We start from the raw sequence: 20,856 nt of genomic DNA on the forward strand, positions 1-20,856 counted from the left end.
GCTACTTGCTCATCACCGCCAGCCATTCATCGACCCAGGCCTTGCGGTTGGCCGCCACCTCCTCCGGGCTGAACAGCAAGGTTTTGGTCGGCTTGACCAGTTTGTCGAAGGCGGGGTTGAGCGGCTTGTCGGTCTTGCCGGCCGGGAACATCCAGTTGGTCTCGGGAATGGCGTCCTGGAATTTCGGTCCGGTCATGAAGGCCATGAACTTTTCCGCCAGCGGATTCTTGGCGCCGGTCGTGGTGATGCCCGCGACCTCGATCTGCAGATATTCGCCTTCCTCGAACGACGCCGCCTGATAGCGCTCGGTGTTCTCGGCGACCATGTGGTAGGCTGGCGAGGTGGTGTAGGACAGCACCATCGGCGCCTCGCCCTTGGTGAACAGGCCATAGGCCTCGCTCCAGCCCGGCGTCACGGTCAGCACCTTGGTCTTGAGCTTGGCCCAGGCCTCGGGCGCCTTGTCGCCATAGACCGCCTTCACCCACAACAGCAGTCCGAGACCGGGCGTCGATGTGCGCGGGTCCTGGATGACGATCTTGTCGTCGGCGCTACCCTCCACCAAATCCTTCAGGCTTTTCGGCGGGGACTTCAGCTTCTGGGTATCGTAGACGACGGCGAAGTAGCCATAGTCGAAGGGAACAAAAGTATCGTCGCTCCAGCCACCCGGCACGTTGACGTCCGTCACTGCGCCATGTGGCGCGAACAGGCCCGAGGCCTTGGCATCGGCGGTGAGATTGGTGTCGAGACCGAGCACGATGTCGGCCTTGGTCGAAGCGCCTTCCAGCTTGACGCGGTTGAGCAGCGCCACGCCATCGGCGACCGAGACGAACTCGAGATCGCAGCCGCATTCTGCCTCGAATTCCTTCTTCACCACGGGACCGGGACCCCAGTCGGCGGTGAAGCTCTCATAGGTGTAGACGGTGAGCTTGTCCTTGGCCAAGGCCGGCCCGGACAGGGTCACTGCCGTGGCGGCGATCAGAGAATATAAAAGCGTGCGCATCGGCGCCTCCTTCGTTTGCGTTGAAAGGAATTGAGGCGTCGGAGTGTCCGAAACGTCTAATCCCTCCGCCGGTACAAACCGGATCAGGTTCAGCGGGTTGGCGAGACTGCCTCTCAGCCGGCCCGCGAAATTCGCGTCCGGCACCCCGTTAGAGCGTTTCGACACATAGGCCGGGCCGATGACCCGCGCAAGTGGGACTTTGCCGCCTTCCGTTTCCGGTGCCGGGCTGGTAAGGCGACGGGATATGAGCATATTCACCATCCTGCTTGGCGGCGATCTCATCCGCACGCCTCGGCTCGACCGCCAGGTCGAAGGCTCGCGCGTCATCGCCGCCGACGCCGGCATTGGCCATGCGCGGATGCTGGGCCTCGTGCCGGAACTGTGGGTGGGTGATTTCGACTCGGTTCCGGCTGATCTGCCCGCCGACCTCGCCGCCGTGCCGCGGCAAACCTTCCCGGCGGAAAAGGACAAGACCGACGGAGAACTGGCGATCGCGGCCGCACTGGAGCGCGGGGCGACCCGCCTTGTGCTGGCGGGCGCATTCGGCGGCAAGCGCGCCGACCACGCCTTCCTGCATCTGGCGCTTGGCCTGCGGCTGGCCGAGGCCGGAATGGATGTGTGTCTGACCAGCGGCGCCCAGGAAGGTGTTCCCTTGCTGCCCGGTAGGGCCGGCTTCGATTATGCCGACGGCACGCTGCTCTCGATTCTCGGCTTCTCCGAACTCTCCGGCCTGACCGTCACGGGCGCCAAATGGCCGCTCGACAAGGTTGAGGTGGCATTCGGTTCGTCACTGACCATTTCCAACGAGGTCAAGTTCGGCAAGACCGGGGGCCGCCTCGACATCGCGCTCGGCCATGGCCGCGCGCTGCTGCTCGCCCATCCCTATCCATTGCCCGAAAGCTGACATGGCCCCGCCTCTTCTCAATCTCGACGGGATAAGACTGACCTTTGGCGGCGCGCCACTGCTCGACGGCGCCGCCTTGACCGCTTCGGCCGGCGACAAGATTGCGCTGGTCGGCCGTAACGGATCCGGCAAGTCGACGCTGCTCAAGATCGCCGCCGGCCTGATCGAGCCACAGGACGGCGAGGTGTTCCGCCAGCCTTCGGCGACGGTGCGTTATCTGCCGCAAATGCCCGACATGGACGGCTTTGCCACCGTGCGCGCCTATGTCGAGGCCGGGCTCGGGCCCGCCGACGATCCCTACCGCGCCAGCTATCTGATGGAGCATCTCGGCCTGTCGGGCGAAGAACGGCCTGGCGACCTGTCCGGCGGAGAGGCCAGGCGCGCCGCGCTTGCCCGCGTCATGGCGCCTGAGCCCGACATCCTGCTTCTTGATGAGCCGACTAACCATCTTGATTTATCTGTCATTGAATGGCTGGAGGAAGAGCTCATCCGGACTTCCTCCGCGCTCATCGTCATCTCCCATGATCGCCGCTTCCTCGAGCGCGTGTCGCGCGCCACAGTCTGGCTCGATCGCGGCCAGACGCGCAGGCTGGACAAGGGCTTTGGTCATTTCGAGGAATGGCGCGACCTAGTACTGGAAGAGGAAGAGCGCGAGCAGCACAAGCTCGGCCGCCAGATCGTGCGCGAGGAACACTGGCTGCGCTACGGCGTGACGGCGCGGCGCAAGCGCAACATGCGGCGCCTCGGCGAGTTGCAGACCATGCGCCAGCGTTTTCGCGGCCATCGCGGCGCCGAAGGCACCGCGACAATGGTGGCAAGCGACGCCGCCGAATCCGGCAAGCTGGTGATCGAGGCCAAGAACATCGAGAAGAGCTTTGGCGACCTTACCGTCGTCAAGGGCTTCTCGACCCGCATCCAGCGCGGCGACCGCGTCGGCCTTGTCGGGCCGAACGGCGCCGGCAAAACGACACTTCTGAAGATGCTGACCGGCGAATTGGCGCCGGACGCTGGCTCGGTCCGGCTCGGCACCAATCTGGAGATCGCCACGCTCGACCAGAAGCGCGAGGCGGTCGACCCGCAAGAGACGCTGGCGCAATATCTCACCGACGGGCGCGGCGAGAACCTCGTCATCAATGGCGAGCAGCGCCACGTCGTGTCTTATATGAAGGATTTCCTGTTCAAGCCGGAACAGGCCCGCACACCAGTGCGCGAGCTGTCCGGCGGCGAACGGGCGCGGCTGATCCTGGCACGCGTGCTGGCACGGCCTGCAAATCTTCTGGTTCTCGATGAGCCGACCAACGATCTCGACATGGAGACGCTGGAACTGCTGCAGGAACTGGTCGCCGGCTTTGCCGGCACCGTCATACTGGTCAGCCACGACCGCGATTTCCTCGACCGCACCGTGACCAGCGTGATCGCGCCGGATGGCGGCGGCCGCTGGGTCGAATATGCCGGCGGCTATTCCGACATGCTGGCGCAGCGAGGCGGCACCAGGCTTGACGACCGCAAGGCGCGCGCCAAGGCGGAAGCCGGCGATGCGCCGACACCGGGCAAAAGCGATCCGGCGGCGCCAAAAGGGCCGGCGAAGAAATTGTCGTTCAAGCAGAAGTTCGCGCTGGAGTCCCTACCAAAGAAGATCGAGGCAGTGACCGCGTCGATCTCGCGGCTGGAGAATAACATCGCCGACCCGGCCTATTACGAACGCGACCCGGCCTCGTTCCAGAAGACGATCGCCGCCCTCGACAAGGAGCGTGCGACGTTGGCCGTGCTCGAGGAAGAATGGCTGGAACTCGAGATGCTGCGCGAGGAGATGGAAGGGTGAAGATTGCATGTTCCTTCATGCGCACATATTATGCGCATAAGGGGAGCAATTTCTATGCTGCACTCGACCCAGAAATCTCAACGAAAGTCCGTCAACACGTCCATAGACTCCCAGCTGCTCAAAGACGCCAAGGCGCTGGGCATCAACATCTCCCGTGCTGCCGAGGCAGGTATCGCCCAGGCAATTGCAGCGGAAAAAACGCGCCGTTGGCAAGAAGAGAACACGGAAGCGATTGAAAGCTCCAACGCCTACGTGGAGCGCAACGGACTGCCATTGGCCAAATATCGACTGTTTTGATGGCACGTTACGATCTTTATCGGAATATCGACCGCAACGGTTATCTTCTCGATGTTCAGTCCGACCTTCTTGACAGGCTGACCACGAGAGTCGTCATTCCGTTGATGCCGCCCAATATGGCTCCGGTTCCGGGCCGCCGACTAAACCCGACCTTCGCCATCGACGGCAAAGACCATGTGATGGTCACACAGTTCATCTCAGCCTTGACGGCCTCCGAATTGCCGGACGTCGAAGGAAATCTTTCCCGGCATCATGACGAGATCGTTGTTGCACTCGACATGCTGTTCCAAGGCTTCTGAACAGAGACGGACCTGGCCTCAGCCCGCCGTCTTGGCCTGCCAGGCCTTGATAGCCTCGTCGAACACCTTCTCGCCGGGAATGCCCTTTTCCATGGTCAGCAGTGCCCGCCGTCCGGTCTTGTAGACGACCGGCACGTCGATCCAGTCCTGGCCGCGCAACAGGGTCATGTTGGCGTCCTCGTCGGCCTTGGTGTCGTTGAGCGCGACGAGGAAGAAGCCGTCGGCGATCTTGGCCGGGATGCCGATCAGCGGGCTGCCGGCGTCCTGTTCCGAACTCTTCATGGCAACGCGCAATATGTTGTCGACGCCGCCGCCTTCGAACCCATCGGGGGTCAGGAAGATCATCTCGATGATATGGCTGGCCGGCAGGGTCTGGTCGGTGTTGCGACGGATGGTCATGCGCAACTGGATGTCCTTGCCGGGAATAGTCGCCTCGGCACGGATCGCCGGCTCGGGCGGCAGGTCGCCGCCTGGCGATTCCTGCACCAGCGACCAGACGATGCTGCCGGGTTCGGCTGAACCCTGCGCGGTGCTGGTGCGCTCCTCATAGAAGATCGCCTTCTGGCCCACCGGAACCGAGGTTGGCGCCACGGCCGCAGCCGGTGCCGTCGGCGGCGTTGCGGCTGCCGGTGCCGACGGCGGCGTGGCGGCTGCCGGTGCGGGCGGCGGCGTGGCGGCGGCATCGGCCGGGGCCGCGGGCGCGGTTCCGTTGGTGGGTGGTGTCGCGGGCGGGGTGCCCGCCGCGGGCGTGGTCGCGGTTGGCGCGCCTGCCGCGGGCGTACCGGCAGCAGGCGTATTGGCAGCCGGCGCGGGAACCGCCGGCGCTGCCGTGGCCGGCGCATTCGTTGCCGTCGGCGGTGTCGTCAGCGCGGCGACGGATTCGCCCTCGCCTATGCCGCTTTGCCCACCGGCTGGGCCTGGGTCGGTTTCGCCGCCTTCCGGCGTCAGCCGCTGCGTGAATTTCGTGCCTTCCGCGCCGGTCGCCGGCGCCGGTGGCGTGGCCGTGGTATCGGTCGCCGGCTTGGCCGGTGTCGTCTTCACCGGTTCGGTCTTGGCAACAACCTTGTTGCCGTCCAGGCCCAACATCTTGCCGAAGGCATCCTTGTTCAGCCAGATGCCGTAGCCGCCGCCGGCAACGACCAGCAGTGCGACGACGGCGGCGATCAGCCCGCCATAGCTGCGCTTGCGTTCGGCCGGGCGCAAACGCTCGAAAGTGTCGGTGGCCACCGGCGCTTCGTCATCGGCAAAGACGTCGTCCTGGTCGTCGTCCCGATCCGCGTCCATCCCCGGCAAGGTCTCTTCGGAAAAGTCCGGAGCGGGCTGCACCAGCGTCGACCTTTGCCAGCCTGGCTCGACCTTGGCGGCTGGAGCAGCCCGGTAGGGCTCGACATTGGCAACGGGCTGCGCCGGTTTGTATGGCTCCGGGCTGGCCGCGGCAGGGGCGGGCCGATACGGGGACGGAGTGGGAGCCGGTTCGGCCTTGACCGGCTGCTTGACGTGGTTCGACTGGTTCTTGTTGCGGTCGATGGAGGAAAAGATGTTTTCCAGTTCCGCGAGCGGATCGGTCTCCGGCACGCTTTTGATGTACTCACGCTCAAGGCTCGATATGGCATCTTCCAGCCCGCGCTTCTGCCTTTCGGCATCCGACGGCGAAAGGGGCGGATCGCGCTCGGCAATCTTCTTTGCAATCGTCGAGCGCGCTTTGTCGTAGACTTTGGCCCGCAGCTCAGGCGTGGGATCGCCAAAATTGTTTATCGTGTCCCTCAGAGCAGAAACGAAATCTTTCGCCATGCGTCAGTCGACCTGTATTTTGCTTCCGGACCGGCCTCCGCAAATCAGCCGCAACGCCCGGGAAGGCTTGAGAAACTAGTCTTGAAACGGATCGGTCACAAGTATCGTGTCGTCCCGTTCAGGGCTGGTGGAGAGGAGCGCGACCGGCGCGCCGATCAACTCCTCTATGTATCGGACATATTTGACGGCCTGGGCCGGAAGATCGTTCCAGCTACGTGCGCCGGCGGTGGTGCCCTTCCAGCCTTCCAACGTCTCGTAGATGGGTTCCACGCGAGCCTGGGCGCCCTGGCTTGCCGGCAGATAGTCGATCGTCTCGCCGTCCAGCCTGTAGCCGGTGCAGACCTTGATCTCATCCAACCCGTCGAGCACGTCGAGCTTGGTCAGCGCGATGCCTTTGATGCCGTTGACGGCAACCGCCTGGCGCACCAGCACCGCGTCGAACCAGCCGCAGCGGCGCTTGCGCCCAGTGACGACACCGAATTCATGGCCGCGCGTGCCGAGGAATTCGCCGATCTCGTTCTTCTGCTCGGTCGGGAACGGACCTTCGCCAACACGCGTCGTGTAGGCCTTTGTGATGCCGAGAACATAGCCGATGGCGCCCGGGCCGACGCCGGAGCCGGCGGCGGCCTGGCCGGCGACCGTGTTGGACGAGGTGACGAACGGATAGGTGCCGTGGTCGATGTCGAGCAGCGTGCCTTGCGCGCCCTCGAACAGGATGCGCTCGCCGGCGCGGCGCTTGTCGTCGAGCACCTTCCAGACGCGGTCCATGTAGGGCAGGATGTCGTTCGCGACCGAGGTCAATTCCTGCATGATCGCATCATGCGTGACTTCGTCATGGCCGAGCCCACGACGCAGCGCATTGTGGTGCGTCAGCAGCCTGTCGACCTTCACGGGCAAAGTTTCCAAATCCGCCAGATCCATCACCCGCACGGCACGCCGGCCCACCTTGTCCTCGTAGGCGGGGCCGATCCCACGTCGGGTCGTGCCAATCTTTGTTCCGGAATTCGAAGCGGCATCCTCGCGAAACCCGTCCAACTCCCGGTGTACGGACAGGATAAGCGCCGTGTTTTCGGCTATTTTCAGGCGATCCGGCGTCACGTCCACGCCCTGGCCTTTCAGTTTCTGCACCTCGGCGACGAAAGCATGCGGATCGAAGACCACGCCATTGCCGATGATGGACAGCTTGCCTTCCCGCACGACGCCCGAAGGCAGCAGCGACAGCTTGTAGACCTTGCCGTCGACGACCAGCGTGTGGCCGGCATTGTGGCCGCCCTGGAAGCGCACCACGACATCGGCGCGCTCCGACAGCCAGTCGACGATCTTGCCCTTGCCTTCGTCGCCCCACTGCGAGCCGACGACCACCACATTGGCCATGTTTCTTTTCCCTTGAGACGCCGCCGCGCGGCTTGGATATGGTTCGAAACGACAGGCCTCTATAGCGTCAAGACCTCGCGAGTGCGACCTTTCTTTGCCGCCGAAAATGCCCTGAGGCACAACAATTTTCGGCTTTGACATCATTTACTTGGGCTGGCCGGGGCAATAGGCCGGCAAACACCGCGGCCCATCCCGCGGCCGGAAGCCCGCGATGCATCGAAACGCCTACATGTTCCTGCTGCTCACCACCTTGCTGTGGGGCGGCAATTCGGTGGCCGGCAAGCTGGCGGTCGGCCACGTCTCGCCTATGACGCTGGTCTTCCTGCGCTGGATGCTGGCCGTCGCGATCCTGCTGCCGATCGGCTGGCGCACGATCCAGGAGGATTGGCCCGTCGTGCGCCGGCACTGGCTCGTGCTGGCAGCGCTTGGCGCCAGCGGCTTCACCCTGTTCAACACCATCTTCTACACCGCCCTCAACTACACCACGGCGATCAATGTCTCGATCGAACAGGCGGCGATGCCGATCCTGATCATGACAGCCAATTTCGTTTTCTCCCGCCTGCGCGTGAACTGGGCGCAGATAGCCGGCGTGGTGCTGACCGTCTTCGGCGTCATCCTGACCGCCTGCCATGGCGATCCGCGCCGGCTGCTGACGCTGGAGCTCAATTTCGGCGACGCCATCATGCTGGTCGCGGTCGTTCTCTACAGCAGCTATTCGGTCGGGTTGCGGCTGAAGCCGGCGATGCGCTGGCAAAGCCTGATGCTGGCCATGTCGTTCGCCGCGCTCATCACCTCACTGCCCTTCTTCCTGTGGGAAGCCGCCGCCGGCAAGGTGATCGTGCCCGACGCCCGCGGCTGGGCGGTCATCGTCTATACGGCGATCGGCGCATCGGTTATCTCGCAGATAACCTATATCAGGGGCAACGAACTGATCGGCGCCAACCGGGCCGGCTTGTTCATCAATCTGGTGCCGATCTTCGGCACGCTGCTTTCGGTGCTGATCGTCGGCGAGACGTTCCAGCTCTATCAGGCGCTGGCGCTGGTCCTCGTTCTGGGCGGCATCGGGCTCGCCGAGTACAGCGGGCGCAAGATGGCGTGGCTTCTGACGTCGCGCCGGGATTATTACCGCACCAGTTCCTTGCGCACCGCCGCGATATCGTCCGACGAGACCGCCGGAGCGGAATTGCCCCAGCTGCCGCGCACAAGGGTCAGCACGTCGGCGATTCCTGGTCCTTCACCCGCCATGCCAGCGAGGGCATCGAAGGCGTCGTCGGCGCACCGGCCGTGTGCACCGCCTGGCTTCCGGCGAGAACGACGCGAGCCAGGGTCTCGGGATTGCCCTGCGCGACGATCGAGTTGCCGACAAGCGCTGGGAAAAGCGCTCCGGCCCCGGCGCCATCGCCGCCATGGCAGGCCGAGCAATTGTCATGATAGATCGCCGCGCCCGCCACCATCCGCGCCTCGTCGGGCTTGGGCGCCTGCGCATTGCCGGTGTCCGGCCCAGGCTCTTGAGATAGACGGCCACGGCCTTGAGGTCGGGATCCGCATCTTGGAGGTCGAGATCTCGATCGCCTCGGCCATCGAACCGGATGCGATCGAATGCGCGTTGACGCCGGTCTTGAGGTAGGCGACCACATCCTCTTGCGACCATTTGCCTAGGCCAGACTGAGCATTGTTGGTGATGTCGGGGCGAACCAGCCTTGCAGCGAGGCGCCTTGCAGGAAGCCGCTGTCTTGGTCCGCTCCAAGGAACGATTTGGGCGAGTGGCAGGTGCCGCAGTGCCCGGCGCCCTGGACGATATAGGCGCCGCGGTTCCATTCCGCCGATTTGGAGGGGTCGGCCTGGAAGCTTGCCTCGCTGAAGTTGAGTAGGTTCCAGCCCCACATTGCCAGCCGGATGTTCAGCGGGAACGGCAGCTGGTTGGCTTCGACCTTGTTCGAGACCGGGTCGATCGTGGTCATGTAGGCCCACAGGTCGGAAATATCCTGCTCGTTCATCCCTGGTATAGGCGGGGTAAGGCATGGCGGGATAGAGCCGCACGCCATTGTGGCCGACGCCGGTCTTCATCATGTTGCGGAAATCGGCCTCGGACCAATTGCCGACGCCCGTCTCGTGGTCGGGCGTCATGTTGGGCGGCACCAGCGCCGAAAGGCGGGAGCGGCAGGCCACCGGCCAGCGGCTTGCCGCCCGGCCTGGTATGACAGCCCGCGCAATCGCCGACAGAAAAAGGCACCGGCTCGGTCGGACAGTACTGCGATGATCCATCGAAGGTACCACGACAGCAACAGAGGCGCGCCGGATGTTGCGCGCAAAATCATGACCAGTTAAGTTAGATCATATCCATCAATTGACTGCAGCGTGCGGAAAGCGTTGGCGCGACTCCTGCGGCGGCGCCCGCGACGACGCAAACCGTCGGACGGCTCCAGCGGTCGTGGAACGCCCCGCATGCATGCCGGCAAACGGGGCGTCTGATGTATGGCTTGTCCCCTCAGAGGGTGTGGGGAGCTAGATCCCGCCCACGTCGAACCGCAGCCGCTTTGCAGAATCGATCGACTTATGGTCGCGCACCTGCTCGAGCACCTTCTCCGGAAACGGCGCGTCGAGATAGAGCAGTGCGATAGCGTCGCCGCCCGGCCGGTTGCGGCCGAGCTGGAAGTTGGCGATGTTGACGCCGTTCTCGCCGCAGACAGTACCGAGCAGGCCGATAATGCCGGGCGCATCGGCATTGGTCGTATACAGCATGTGCTGGCCGACCTCGGCGTCGAGATTGATGCCCTTGATCTGGATGAAGCGCGGCTTGCCGTCCGAAAAGCAGGTACCGGCGATCGAGCGAGTCATATGTTCGGTCTTGACCGTGAGCTTGATATAGCCGTCGAAGACGCCCGATTTATCGCGTTTGACCTCGGCGACGATGATGCCGCGTTCCTTCACCATGATCGGCGCCGACACCATGTTGACGTCGGCGACCTGCGGCCGGATCAATCCGGCCAGGGCGGCACTGATCAAAGCGCGCGTGTTCATCGTCGCGGTCGAGCCGTCGAACAGGATCTCCACCTCGCTGATCGGATCCTCGGTGACCTGGCCGACAAAGGCGCCCAGCACTTCGGCGAGCTTGACGAACGGCTTCAGCCGCGGCGCCTCTTCCGCCGTGATCGAGGGCATGTTGATGGCGTTGGAGACCGCGCCCTTGATCAGGTAGTCGGCCATCTGCTCGGCGACCTGAAGCGCGACATTCTCCTGCGCTTCCGCCGTCGAGGCGCCAAGGTGTGGTGTCGCCACCACGTTCTCCATGCCGAACAGCACATTCTGCTCCGCCGGTTCGACCTCGAACACGTCGATGCCGGCGCCTGCCACCTTGCCGCTCTTCAGCGCCGCGACCAGGTCGGCTTCGACCACCAGTCCGCCACGCGCACAATTGATGATGCGCACGCCGTTCTTCATCTTGGCGATCGCAGCCGCATCGATGATGTTGCGGGTCTTGTCGGTCAATGGCGTGTGCAGCGTGATGAAGTCGGCGCGGGCGAAGAGTTCGTCCAGCTCCACCTTGTCGACGCCGAGCTCCTCGGCGCGCTTGTCCGACAGGAATGGGTCGAAGGCGACGACGTGCATCTTCAGCCCGACGCCGCGTGTGGCGACGATCGAACCGATATTGCCGCAGCCGATGACGCCCAACGTCTTGCCGGTGATCTCGACGCCCATGAAGCGGTTCTTCTCCCATTTGCCGGCATGGGTCGAAGCGTTGGCTTCCGGGATCTGGCGGGCGAGCGCGAAGATCATCGCCACGGCGTGTTCGGCCGTCGTGATCGAATTACCGAAGGGCGTGTTCATCACGATGATACCCTTGCGGCTTGCCGCCGGAATATCGACATTGTCGACGCCGATGCCGGCGCGACCGACGACCTTGAGATTGGTGGCCGCATTGATCAGCTTCTCGGTGACCTTGGTCGCCGAACGGATGGCGAGGCCGTCATACTTGCCGATCACTTCGAGCAGCTTTTCCTTGTCCTTGCCGAGGTCGGGCAGATAGTCGACCTCGACGCCGCGATCCTTGAAGATCTGCACGGCGGTTGGAGAGAGTTTGTCAGAGACGAGAACGCGGGGCGCCATGGCGGCCTCCTTGAAAATGGATTGATCCGGGAAGGGACGGCCCTCGGGCCGCAACGGAAACTCTCAGGCGGCCGCTTTGAGCGACGCCTTCTGGCTGGCAAAGGCCCAGTCGAGCCAAGGCAGCAGCGCTTCGAGATCGGAGGTCTCGACGGTTGCGCCGCACCAGATGCGTAATCCCGGCGGGGCATCGCGATAAGAACCGATGTCGTAGGCGACGCCTTCCTTGTCGAGCGTCGAGACGAGGCCCTTGGCAAAGGCCGCCTGTCCATCAGCGTCGAGCGCCGCGATATCCGGGTCGGTGAAGGACAAACAGACCGACGTGTTCGAGCGTGTCGCCGGCGTCACCGCAAGATGGCCGAGCCAGGACGATCTTTCCACGAACCGGTCGAGCACGGCGGCATTGGCGTCCGCCCTGGCAATCAGCGCTTCGAGGCCGCCGACCGACTTCGCCCAGTTCAACGCGTCGAGGTAGTCCTCGACGCAAAGCATCGACGGCGTGTTGATGGTTTCGCCCTTGAAAATGCCCTCGATCAGCTTGCCGCCCGAGGTCAGGCGGAAGATTTTCGGCAGCGGCCATGAAGGCTTGTAGCTCTCCAGCCGCGCTACGGCACGCGGCGACAGGATCAGCATGCCATGCGCACCCTCGCCGCCCAGCACCTTCTGCCAGGAGAAGGTGACGACATCGAGCTTTTCGAAATCGAGCTTTTGCGCGAAGGCCGCGGAAGTAGCGTCGCAAATGGTCAGGCCCTTGCGATCGGCGGGGATGAAGTCACCGTCCGGCACGCGCACGCCCGACGTCGTGCCGTTCCAGGTGAAGACCACGTCGCGGTCGAAATCGATCTTGGTCAGGTCAGGCAGCGCGCCATAACCGGCCTCGATCTTTCTGACATCGGCGAGTTTCAGCTGCTTGACCACGTCGGTGACCCAGCCGGAGCCGAAGCTCTCCCAGGCGACCATGTCGACGCCGCGCTCGCCGAGCAGCGACCACAGCGCCATCTCGACGGCACCGGTGTCGGAGGCCGGCACGATGCCGATCCGGTAGTCGGTCGGGACCTTGAGTATCTCGCGCGTCAACGCGATCGCCTGCTCGAGCTTGGTCTTGCCGATCTTGGCGCGGTGGGAACGGCCGAGTGCGGCAGCTTTCAGCGCCTCGACCGACCAGCCGGGACGTTTCGCGCAGGGACCAGAGGAGAAATTGGGATTTGCCGGACGGAGTCCGGGCTTCGTAAGCGTCGTCATCGTGGTCTATCCTTCCAGATAGTGGCCCCTCGTTGGGGAGGGGTGGCCCACGGACGGCGATATGCGTTCAGGCATCGGGCGTCAAGAGGAAAGTTTTTGTCGCTGGCGGGATACCGATGCATGGCGCCCTAAAAGTACGCGGCGGTTTTGGGGCTACGGCAGGCATCAAACAGGAATGCGCCGCGATCAGGATCGCGTGACTTCAAATGCAAACGGCGGACCCCGAGAGATCCGCCGTCAAAGTCCCGATCTGCCCAAGTCTACCAGAGATCGTAGCGCAGCCCGAGCTTGATCTGGTGATTGCTGATCCCTTTCTTGACCGGAAAGGAAGTCAGGCTCGCGGCGGTCGCGTATTCGACGCTAGGCGCGGAAAAATACTGATAGCCGAGATCGACGGAAACATTCTTGGACACTTGATACGCAAGACCGGCATTCAACGTATAGGCGAGGGAATACTGCGTCTTGCTGTCATCAAGCGTGAAATCGTTGGCGGGGGTGGCCTCTTCGGCATAGCTGGCGGAGAGGCTGCGTTTGCTCACGACGACGCCGACACCCGCACCGACATACGGTGTGATTCCAACATAGGTGCCAAGGTCAACATAGCCATTGAGTATGCCTGAGAACGCATAGTTCTTCAGGTTTCCCGATCCCATGATCGACGTTCCAGCCGGTGCGGTAGCAGTATCGTCATAGCCGAAGCTTGCCTTGTTACCCGGCAAATAGCCGAAGTTGAAATCGGCGCGGAGGTAATCGTTGAAATGATATCCGAAGCCGACGCTCGCAAAAATTGCATCTTCGCTCTCGCTAAAGTTTTCGTTGTTGATCGCCGACGGGAAGGTGAAATCCCCATTCTTGAAACTCTTCTGCACCAGATAGGAGACGTCACCGCGCAGATACCATCCGGAGCCGACCTCGACCGGCACATAATCCGGCGCCTGGTCGACATAGATCGGCGGATCGTAGTCGGCGGCGATTGCAGACGTCAGCGGCAACAGCAGTGCGGCAATCGCCAGCGCCATACGCGATATTGATATCATGGTCCCCGGCTCCCGAATTCAGCGCCGTCCAACAAGCAACGGCGGCCAACGTTTCATGAGCCATTGTTAACCATAGTGGTTAAGTGCCGGTTAAGGCTAACAGAGGGTTATTGAATTGATTTCGAACGGGCCGGCCTCGGGTCACCTCAAACGAAAACCGCCCGGCTGATGCCGGGCGGTCGACGAATTCCTGGAAACTTCGAAGCGATTACTTGGTGTAGATCGGCTCGGGCTCCGGCTGATAGGCCACCACCGGCGCGGCGCAACCGTTGTTGCCGCCGAACTGGTAACGCAGACCGCCGCGCACCTCATGGGTGTTGAAGCCGTGATCGAAGCCCGGCCCGGCGCCCGGCGTGGCGCCGGCTGGACCATACTCGAACATGCGACCGCCCTGAATATGGGAGAAACGGTAGCCAGCATCGAGGATGACTTTGTCGGTCAAGCAGTAGGAGGCGCCGGCCATTACCGCGTACGCGAAGCGCCAGCTGGATGTTCCGGGGTTGGACTCGGTTGCGCCCGGGGTCGGGTCGTAGACAGTATCCCACTTGACGCGCGCTCCGCCGATACCGGCGCCGACATAGGGCGTGATACCGTGCCAGGTTCCGATATCGACATAGGCATTTGCCAGAAGCAGCAAGGCGCTCATCTTCGACGACTCGACCGAGACCGTAGTGAGGTCCGAGGTGCCACCATTGAAGTTCGACTTGAACCAGTAGTCGGCGGTCAGGTCGGTGCGGAAGTGTTCGTTGATCTTGTAGCCGACGCCGGCGCCTAGCGAGAAACCGCCCTTGAGCTTGCCATAGTCGAAGGACTTGCTGCCGGCGACCCCGACTGGAGGCCCGCACGGGCAAGGCGCGGCGCCATAGGTGATGTAGTCGATGTCACCCACCTTCGACTTGTGATAGTCGATATCGCCACGGATATACCAGCCGCCGACATCGACCGGTTGCTCATAGACCGGCGGCGGCGCTTCTTCGACCTGCGGCTCGGGCAGGTCAGCTGCGAGCACCGGCCAGGCCAAGCCCGCGAACAGCAGCGCGAACAGGGCCTTTCTTGCTGTATTGAACATGCTTGTCACCCCTAGAAACCTCGGAACGGCGATCGTGTCCGAATAAGATTGGCTTTCAGGCGTGGATAATGAATTGCAAAAGTTAAAAGGCGTTTAACCCTGTCGATTAACCACGAATCTCTAAAATCCCAGAGATCCGGCGAAGATTTCGACAGAGGGAGACCGACCCTCCACCAACAAAACCCCGCCGGAGGGAGGCTTGGATGCAATGAAGGCGGCGGCGTGACGCCTTCCGGGCGGGCGGGGATCAGGCAGCGCTGCTGCGGGTTTCCGAGATGACTCCGACGATGTCGTTGACGACGGCCTCGACCAGTTGCGGATCGTCGCCCTCGGCCATCACACGGATCAGCGGCTCGGTGCCGGATGGACGGATGACCAGCCGCCCGGCCTTGCCGAGACGATGGCGGGCGTCCTCGATCGCGGCCTTGACCGGGGCTTCCTCCAACGGTTTTCCGCCGGCGATGCGAACGTTCTTCAGCAGTTGCGGGACCGGCTCGAACTTCTTCGACAGTTCGCTGACAGGGCGGCCTTGCCGCTTGATGCAGGCCAGCACCTGCAATGCCGAGACCAACCCGTCGCCCGTGGTCGAGAAGTCGGACAGCACGATGTGGCCCGACTGCTCACCGCCGACATTGAGCCCATGCGCGCGCATATGCTCCACGACATAGCGGTCGCCGACCTTGGTGCGGTGCAATTGCAGCTTCATGTCGCCGAGAAAGCGCTCGAGGCCGAGATTGGACATGACCGTCGAAACGACGCCACCGCCAGCCAGCCGCCCGCTCTGGTGCCAGGACTCGGCAATCAGCGCCATGATCTGGTCGCCGTCTACGATGGCGCCGTTCTCGTCGACGATGACGACCCGGTCTGCATCACCATCAAGCGCTATGCCGATGTCGGCGCGCACTTCGTGCACCTTTTTCTGCAGATCGGCTGGATGGGTCGAGCCGCATTCCTTGTTGATGTTGAAGCCATTGGGCTCGACATTGATGGCCACGACTTCGGCGCCCAGTTCCCACAGCGCCTCGGGCGCCACCTTGTAGGCCGCGCCATTGGCACAGTCGACGACGATCCGTAGACCCGAAAGCGACATCGAGCGCGGCAAGGTGCGCTTGGCGAATTCAATGTAACGGTCATGCACGCCGTCGACGCGCTTGGCGCGGCCAAGCCCGTCGGAATCGGCGAGCGCCAGTTCGATATCCTTGTCGAGCATGCTCTCGATGCGCTCTTCGATCTCGTCGGACAGCTTGTAGCCGTCTGGGCCGAAAAGCTTGATGCCGTTGTCGTAGTAGGGATTGTGGGAGGCCGAGATCATGACGCCAATGTCGGCGCGCAGCGAGCGCACCAGCATGGCAACCGCCGGGGTCGGGATCGGGCCGAGCAGAAACACGTCCATGCCGGCGGCGCAAAGGCCGGCCACCATCGCGTTTTCAATCATATAGCCGGACAGCCTGGTGTCCTTGCCGAGCACGACACGATGGCGATGGCTGCCGCGCTGGAACGAAAGGCCGGCGGCCATGCCGACCCGCATGGCGATTTCCGCGGTCATCGGAAACTTGTTGGCGCGCCCGCGAATGCCGTCCGTGCCGAAGTAATTCCCTGCCATGCCAGTCAGTTTCCTTGGTTGTCCTTAGCCGGCACGTCATGCCACAATTGGCCGTCGTGCCCCGATCACATTGTGTGATTATATGTTACCAATCCTTAGAAAATCATTGTTGTGCGGTGCACACAACATGGCCGCAGCCTAGCACGGAGACGCTGTAGCGTCACATATACCAGTTTTGCGAGCCATTCGGCGCGGATGCACCCCGAGAATTCTTGCCTCGGCGGCAGTCAGGCCGAATGATTTCATCACCTTGTCGTCAGAAAGCGATTTTCGGCGATATATAAGCCGCCTGGCATCTGGCGCAACCGACCGTTGAGCGGTATTGATTCGCTGGGACGTATAATGGGCTGCAGCCACGGAGAAACGCTATGCTCATCCACCGAATTGCTACTCTGACCGGCCTTGCGGTCGCGACGATGTTCCTGGCCGCGCCAGCCAACGCGCTGACGATGGCCGAGTGCAGCACGAAGTATAATGCCGCCAAGGACGCGGGGACACTCGCCGGCGCGACCTGGAACCAGTTCCGCAAGGCACAGTGCGGCACTGACGCCGCTGCCACCACCGACACCAAGGCGGCCACGACCAAGGCGGCCGAAACCAAGGCTGCCGAAACCAAGCCGGCCGAAACCAAGCCGGCCAAGACCACCAAGGCCGCCGCCGCGGCCACCGACAGCACGGCCAAGGGCCTGACCGCCAAGGAATGCAGCACCAAGTACCAGGCGGCCAAGGCCGCCGGCACATTGAACGGCATGAAGTGGAACGACTTCCGCAAGGCCGAATGCGCCGCTGGCGCATCCGCCGACACCACCAAACCGGCGACCACCAAGGCTGCGACCACGACCGCGCCTGCCGCGGCTTCTGGCAAGGGCCTGAGCATGGCCGAATGCAGCACCAAGTATCAGGCTGCCAAGACGGCGAACACGCTGAAGGGCATGAAGTGGAACGACTTCCGCAAGAGCGAGTGCGGCGCTAGTGCCTCGGATGACGACAGCGTGCCCGCTCCAAGCGAGGCGAGCTACACCAAGGAACCCGCAAAGCCGACGACGGTTGCCCCCAAGGGTGTCACCTTCCCGTCCGCGATCTCGGCGAAATATGCCAGCGAGACCCCCGGAAAAGGCCGCATGCATACCTGCCTTGACCAGTACTATGTCCTTAAGGACGCCAACGCGCTCGGCGGCCTGAAGTGGATCCAGAAGGGCGGCGGCTTTTACAGCCTCTGCAATGCCAAGCTGAAGGGCTGAGCCACGTGGCATTCCCCGGATCCATGGAGCATGACGGTTGAGATCGAATTGAATTAGACGGAAAATCTGGCAAGACAGGCAAGGCCCGCGATGCATCTGCTCGCGGGCCTTTTGCGAAGACGCCCGGGTCTTGCTCGCGTCCGCATATCGCGGGAGCTGTGCATCATCAATTCGCTCCCACTGCCCTCCGCAAGGCTGTCGGTAACTCACAAAGATTCTGATTGAACATAACGGGAACAAACAGTATACAAAAGCATCTACCTTGTCATCAACCAGGAGAATCTTATGCCCAGTTTGAAATTGGCGGTATTGGCTGTGACGGCATCGGTTACTTGGGGCGTCGCCCCTGCAAGCGCACTGACGATGAAGGAATGTGGCGAGACGTATCGCACAGCCAAGGAGAGCGGCACTCTGAATGGCATGGACTGGGCCGCTTTCCGCAAGGAGAAATGCGCGACGACCACTGCGGAGAGTGTCAGCGCGGATACGGTCGAAACCGCGCCACAGCCGAACAAGGAAACCAGCGCGGCACTTGTCCCCACTGTAGCGCCCGCGGGCGTAACGTTCCCGACCACCCTCGCCGCCGAGTTCGAGACCGAAAAGCCCGCGAAGGCACGGATGAAGACATGCCTGCAGGGTTACCATGGCAACAAGGAGGCAGGTACGTTGAACGGCCTTCGCTGGATCCAGAAGGGCGGCGGTTATTACAGCCTCTGCAATGCCAAGCTGAAGGGCTGATCGTCTGCATCTGAAAACAAAGCCCGCGAGCCGCAAGGTTCGCGGGCTTTTTGCTGGGCAATGGCCAGCTCAAGTGTCTTGTTTGGAGAGGAGCCCGACCAAGCTTGAAAGATCGGCATTGGCCATGCCAGCCGCCACACCGCGTCGCATAAGGTTTTGCATCGGCAAGACGAGTTCGATGCTGACATCAGCCGCCCGGCTGGCATCGACCAGATTGACATAGGCATCTGCCTGCATGCCCAGGTTGGAAACGACGTTGCTGGTGTGGTCGCCCCTGTCGACCTGTTGCGCCCATATCGGCAACGCGCCTTGCATCGCCTTAAGCCACGATGTCAGCAGCGGCATGAATTCGCCGGCAGGAATCCCAGCCTTGCCCGTCAAAGCCAATGCCTGCAGGACACCGGCGAACAACCCGTACATGCCGGCCAGGAGCGAGATGTCGTAGAGCGGCGCGAGACCGGCATCCTCGCCAAGATACTTGCTGGTGCCGAGCGCATCGAGCCGTCCTGCATGGGCGTCGAATGCTTGCCTGGACCCGCTATAGAGTATCAAGGCATGCTGCCCGCCGATCATCGGCGGTACCGCCATGATGCCGCCGTCGACATAGTCCGCACCGCATCGGGCGGCCCAGGCGGACATCGCCCGCGCCTGTTCGGGTGTACCGTTGGTGAGATTGACCAATGTGCGGCCCGAGAGCGCGTTCCCCGCGGGACCGAGCACCTCATGGACAGTGTCATAGACAAGAAGGCATACCACGACCAGCGGGCTCGACCTGACGGCCTCCTCGACATTCCTGGCCACGATGGCGCCCTTGGCCGCGACGACCTGCGACTTTGCCGCTGAACGGTTCCACACCGTCACCCCGTGTCCCTTGTCCAGTAAGGCTTCGGCGAGCGCCGTGCCCATGGCGCCGAGCCCGATTGCAGCAATATCACTCATTCTGCTTCTCCTTTGTTCGCTTTGCCGGTCACGCCGGCATCAGGCTCAGATCCTGCCCAAGGCCGCCATCGACGGTCAGCCGCGCACCCGTGGTGAAGGTCGCGTCGAAAGCCAGGAACAGCACCGCCCGCGCCACCTCCTCAACCGTGCCGTGACGCTTCATCGGCGTGACCGCATCGCCTATCCTCATGAAGGCTGCGCGTTCTTCCTCGGACGCACCGGCCACACCCATGGTCGGCGTGTCGATGAAGCCGGGGCTGACCACATTCACGCGGATGCGGCGCGGCAGAAGCTCGGCGGCCAGCACCTTGGCGAAAGCACGGAGGGCTGCCTTCGATCCGGAATAGACGCTCATGCCACTGGTGCCGGATTCGTCGGCGACCGACGAGGTGAAGACGATGGCGCCGCCATCCCTGATCAGGGGCAAAAGCCGCTGGACGGTGAAGAAGGCGCCTTTAATATTGATGTTGAAGATGCGGTCGTAGCTGTCCTCGGTCACCTGCGGCACCGGCTCCAGATTGGCGACCCCAGCATTGATGTGCAGGAAATCGATATGCCCGAGCTTCTGCCCGACCTCGGCGCCGAGTGTAACGATAGCGGCCATGTCGCCGATGTCGGAGCGCACCACATGGGCGTGCGAAAACAGCCTGGCCCGTGCGGCATCGATGTTGCGTTCGTCACGGCCGGTGACCAGCACCTCGGCGCCGCCCTCGACCAGCGCTTCGGCGACAGCGAGCCCGATGCCGTGCGTCCCGCCGACGACCACGGCTTTCCTGTTTGCGTATCGCGTCATGATGCATCCTTTTGACAAAATCCTGCCATCAACGGCCTTTGCAGGCCGAAGCGGGGTACCGATATGGTGTTGTGGTGCTCGCCGGTGTTGGCGATCTGATCCGAAGCTATGGACCGACTTGGTTTTTCTCAAGTACCGACAAAAATGTAAGCCACCCACCGATTGCTCAGAATTGGATGAAATATGGGAAAGAAACAGCCAGATAGTTGCGGACTGGGGCCGGCATTGGAGGTGATCGGCGGCAAATGGAAAGCGTTGCTGCTCTGGCAGATCCACAAGGCACCGGCGCGATTCGGGGAACTGAAACGGCTGGTGCCCGACATCAGCGAAAAAATGCTGATCCAGCAGCTGCGCGAAATGGAGGCGGACGGCATCGTCCATCGCCAGGTCTTCCCCGAAGCGCCGCCCAGGGTCGAATATTCGATCACCGACTTTGGTATCGAACTGGACAATGCGCTGATCCCACTTGCCATATGGGGCATGCAACACGCCGGGCGAACGGACCGGCAGCGGCCCGGCAAGGCCGACGCGCCGGCGCCCCACGCGTTGTAATCAGCGCCGAATAGCAAAACGCCGCGGGTTGCAGCCGCGGCGTTTTCTTGA

General features: G+C 62.7%; 19 protein-coding genes, 1 pseudogene and 1 riboswitch. Of the genes and pseudogenes, 8 read left to right on the top strand and 12 right to left on the bottom strand.

Annotated features, from left to right (window positions below; all coding sequences use genetic code 11):
* Position 1: 1 nt before the first annotated feature.
* Positions 2-1,000, bottom strand: a complete 999-nt coding sequence (gene thiB / locus AC3CB8_RS01745; RefSeq protein WP_352567016.1) for a thiamine ABC transporter substrate binding subunit — start codon at positions 998-1,000, stop codon at positions 2-4.
* Positions 1,001-1,043: 43 nt separating this feature from the next.
* A riboswitch (TPP riboswitch) is annotated at positions 1,044-1,158 on the bottom strand.
* An 86-nt stretch (positions 1,159-1,244) separates the two neighbouring features.
* Between thiB and AC3CB8_RS01750 the strand changes: the two genes are divergently transcribed.
* Genes AC3CB8_RS01750 through AC3CB8_RS01765 form a run of 4 tightly spaced genes read left to right on the top strand, consistent with a single transcriptional unit; the run spans position 1,245 to position 4,322 of the window.
* Entirely contained in the window at positions 1,245-1,904 is a 660-nt protein-coding gene (locus AC3CB8_RS01750) for a thiamine diphosphokinase (protein ID WP_023773914.1), read from the top strand.
* Position 1,905: 1 nt separating this feature from the next.
* A complete protein-coding gene (locus tag AC3CB8_RS01755) occupies positions 1,906-3,726 on the top strand; it encodes an ABC-F family ATP-binding cassette domain-containing protein (protein ID WP_023773913.1) in 1,821 nt (606 codons plus the stop codon).
* Between the two features lie 54 nt (positions 3,727-3,780).
* Positions 3,781-4,023, top strand: a complete 243-nt coding sequence (locus AC3CB8_RS01760) for a type II toxin-antitoxin system CcdA family antitoxin (protein WP_023773912.1) — start codon at positions 3,781-3,783, stop codon at positions 4,021-4,023.
* A complete protein-coding gene (locus tag AC3CB8_RS01765; protein WP_352567019.1) occupies positions 4,023-4,322 on the top strand; it encodes a CcdB family protein in 300 nt (99 codons plus the stop codon). Before AC3CB8_RS01760 ends, AC3CB8_RS01765 begins: the two co-directional genes overlap by 1 nt.
* Positions 4,323-4,340: 18 nt before the next feature.
* On the opposite strand, the gene AC3CB8_RS01770 is transcribed toward AC3CB8_RS01765, so the two are convergent.
* The gene (locus AC3CB8_RS01770) at positions 4,341-6,113 is read right to left on the bottom strand and encodes a hypothetical protein (RefSeq protein WP_352567021.1); all 1,773 of its coding nucleotides are present in this window, start codon (positions 6,111-6,113) and stop codon (positions 4,341-4,343) included.
* Positions 6,114-6,188: 75 nt separating this feature from the next.
* Positions 6,189-7,487, bottom strand: coding sequence for an adenylosuccinate synthase (locus AC3CB8_RS01775; protein ID WP_023775399.1), 1,299 nt, complete (start codon positions 7,485-7,487; stop codon positions 6,189-6,191).
* A gap of 211 nt (positions 7,488-7,698) precedes the next feature.
* On the opposite strand from AC3CB8_RS01775, the pseudogene AC3CB8_RS01780 reads away from it, so the two are divergent.
* Positions 7,699-8,583 (top strand): annotated as a pseudogene (locus AC3CB8_RS01780) (DMT family transporter); the annotation flags it as partial.
* A 112-nt stretch (positions 8,584-8,695) separates the two neighbouring features.
* Here the strand turns inward: AC3CB8_RS01780 and AC3CB8_RS01785 are convergent.
* The 7 genes from AC3CB8_RS01785 to glmM form a co-directional block, all read right to left on the bottom strand.
* Positions 8,696-9,124, bottom strand: coding sequence for a c-type cytochrome (locus AC3CB8_RS01785; RefSeq protein WP_352567036.1), 429 nt, complete (start codon positions 9,122-9,124; stop codon positions 8,696-8,698).
* 18 nt (positions 9,125-9,142) lie between these two features.
* Complete coding sequence (locus AC3CB8_RS01790) at positions 9,143-9,484, bottom strand: cytochrome c (protein WP_352567023.1); 342 nt, start codon at positions 9,482-9,484, stop codon at positions 9,143-9,145.
* Positions 9,485-9,992: 508 nt separating this feature from the next.
* On the bottom strand, positions 9,993-11,594 hold the full coding sequence (serA, locus tag AC3CB8_RS01795) for a phosphoglycerate dehydrogenase (RefSeq protein ID WP_023784281.1): 1,602 nt from the start codon (positions 11,592-11,594) through the stop codon (positions 9,993-9,995).
* A gap of 63 nt (positions 11,595-11,657) precedes the next feature.
* Positions 11,658-12,833, bottom strand: coding sequence for a phosphoserine transaminase (locus AC3CB8_RS01800; protein WP_023775394.1), 1,176 nt, complete (start codon positions 12,831-12,833; stop codon positions 11,658-11,660).
* A gap of 260 nt (positions 12,834-13,093) precedes the next feature.
* Positions 13,094-13,870, bottom strand: coding sequence for an outer membrane protein (locus AC3CB8_RS01805; RefSeq protein ID WP_352567025.1), 777 nt, complete (start codon positions 13,868-13,870; stop codon positions 13,094-13,096).
* 208 nt (positions 13,871-14,078) lie between these two features.
* Positions 14,079-14,939: an outer membrane protein gene (locus AC3CB8_RS01810; RefSeq protein WP_023775392.1), complete on the bottom strand. Its 861-nt coding sequence runs from the start codon at positions 14,937-14,939 to the stop codon at positions 14,079-14,081.
* Positions 14,940-15,186: 247 nt separating this feature from the next.
* Positions 15,187-16,542, bottom strand: a complete 1,356-nt coding sequence (gene glmM / locus AC3CB8_RS01815; protein WP_015315278.1) for a phosphoglucosamine mutase — start codon at positions 16,540-16,542, stop codon at positions 15,187-15,189.
* A gap of 368 nt (positions 16,543-16,910) precedes the next feature.
* Between glmM and AC3CB8_RS01820 the strand changes: the two genes are divergently transcribed.
* Both AC3CB8_RS01820 and AC3CB8_RS01825 read left to right on the top strand, forming a co-directional pair.
* Entirely contained in the window at positions 16,911-17,783 is an 873-nt protein-coding gene (locus AC3CB8_RS01820; protein WP_352567028.1) for a hypothetical protein, read from the top strand.
* 285 nt (positions 17,784-18,068) lie between these two features.
* Positions 18,069-18,521, top strand: coding sequence for a hypothetical protein (locus AC3CB8_RS01825; RefSeq protein ID WP_023784277.1), 453 nt, complete (start codon positions 18,069-18,071; stop codon positions 18,519-18,521).
* Between the two features lie 69 nt (positions 18,522-18,590).
* Here the strand turns inward: AC3CB8_RS01825 and AC3CB8_RS01830 are convergent, their stop codons facing one another.
* Positions 18,591-19,460: an NAD(P)-dependent oxidoreductase gene (locus tag AC3CB8_RS01830; RefSeq protein WP_352567030.1), complete on the bottom strand. Its 870-nt coding sequence runs from the start codon at positions 19,458-19,460 to the stop codon at positions 18,591-18,593.
* Between the two features lie 28 nt (positions 19,461-19,488).
* A complete protein-coding gene (locus AC3CB8_RS01835) occupies positions 19,489-20,253 on the bottom strand; it encodes an SDR family oxidoreductase (protein ID WP_352567032.1) in 765 nt (254 codons plus the stop codon).
* Between the two features lie 183 nt (positions 20,254-20,436).
* Here AC3CB8_RS01835 and AC3CB8_RS01840 point away from each other — a divergent pair, with 183 nt between their 5' ends.
* The gene (locus tag AC3CB8_RS01840) at positions 20,437-20,805 is read left to right on the top strand and encodes a winged helix-turn-helix transcriptional regulator (protein WP_352567034.1); all 369 of its coding nucleotides are present in this window, start codon (positions 20,437-20,439) and stop codon (positions 20,803-20,805) included.
* The last annotated feature ends 51 nt before the right edge of the window (positions 20,806-20,856 follow it).

The organism is Mesorhizobium sp. P160927 (genome assembly GCF_057766385.1).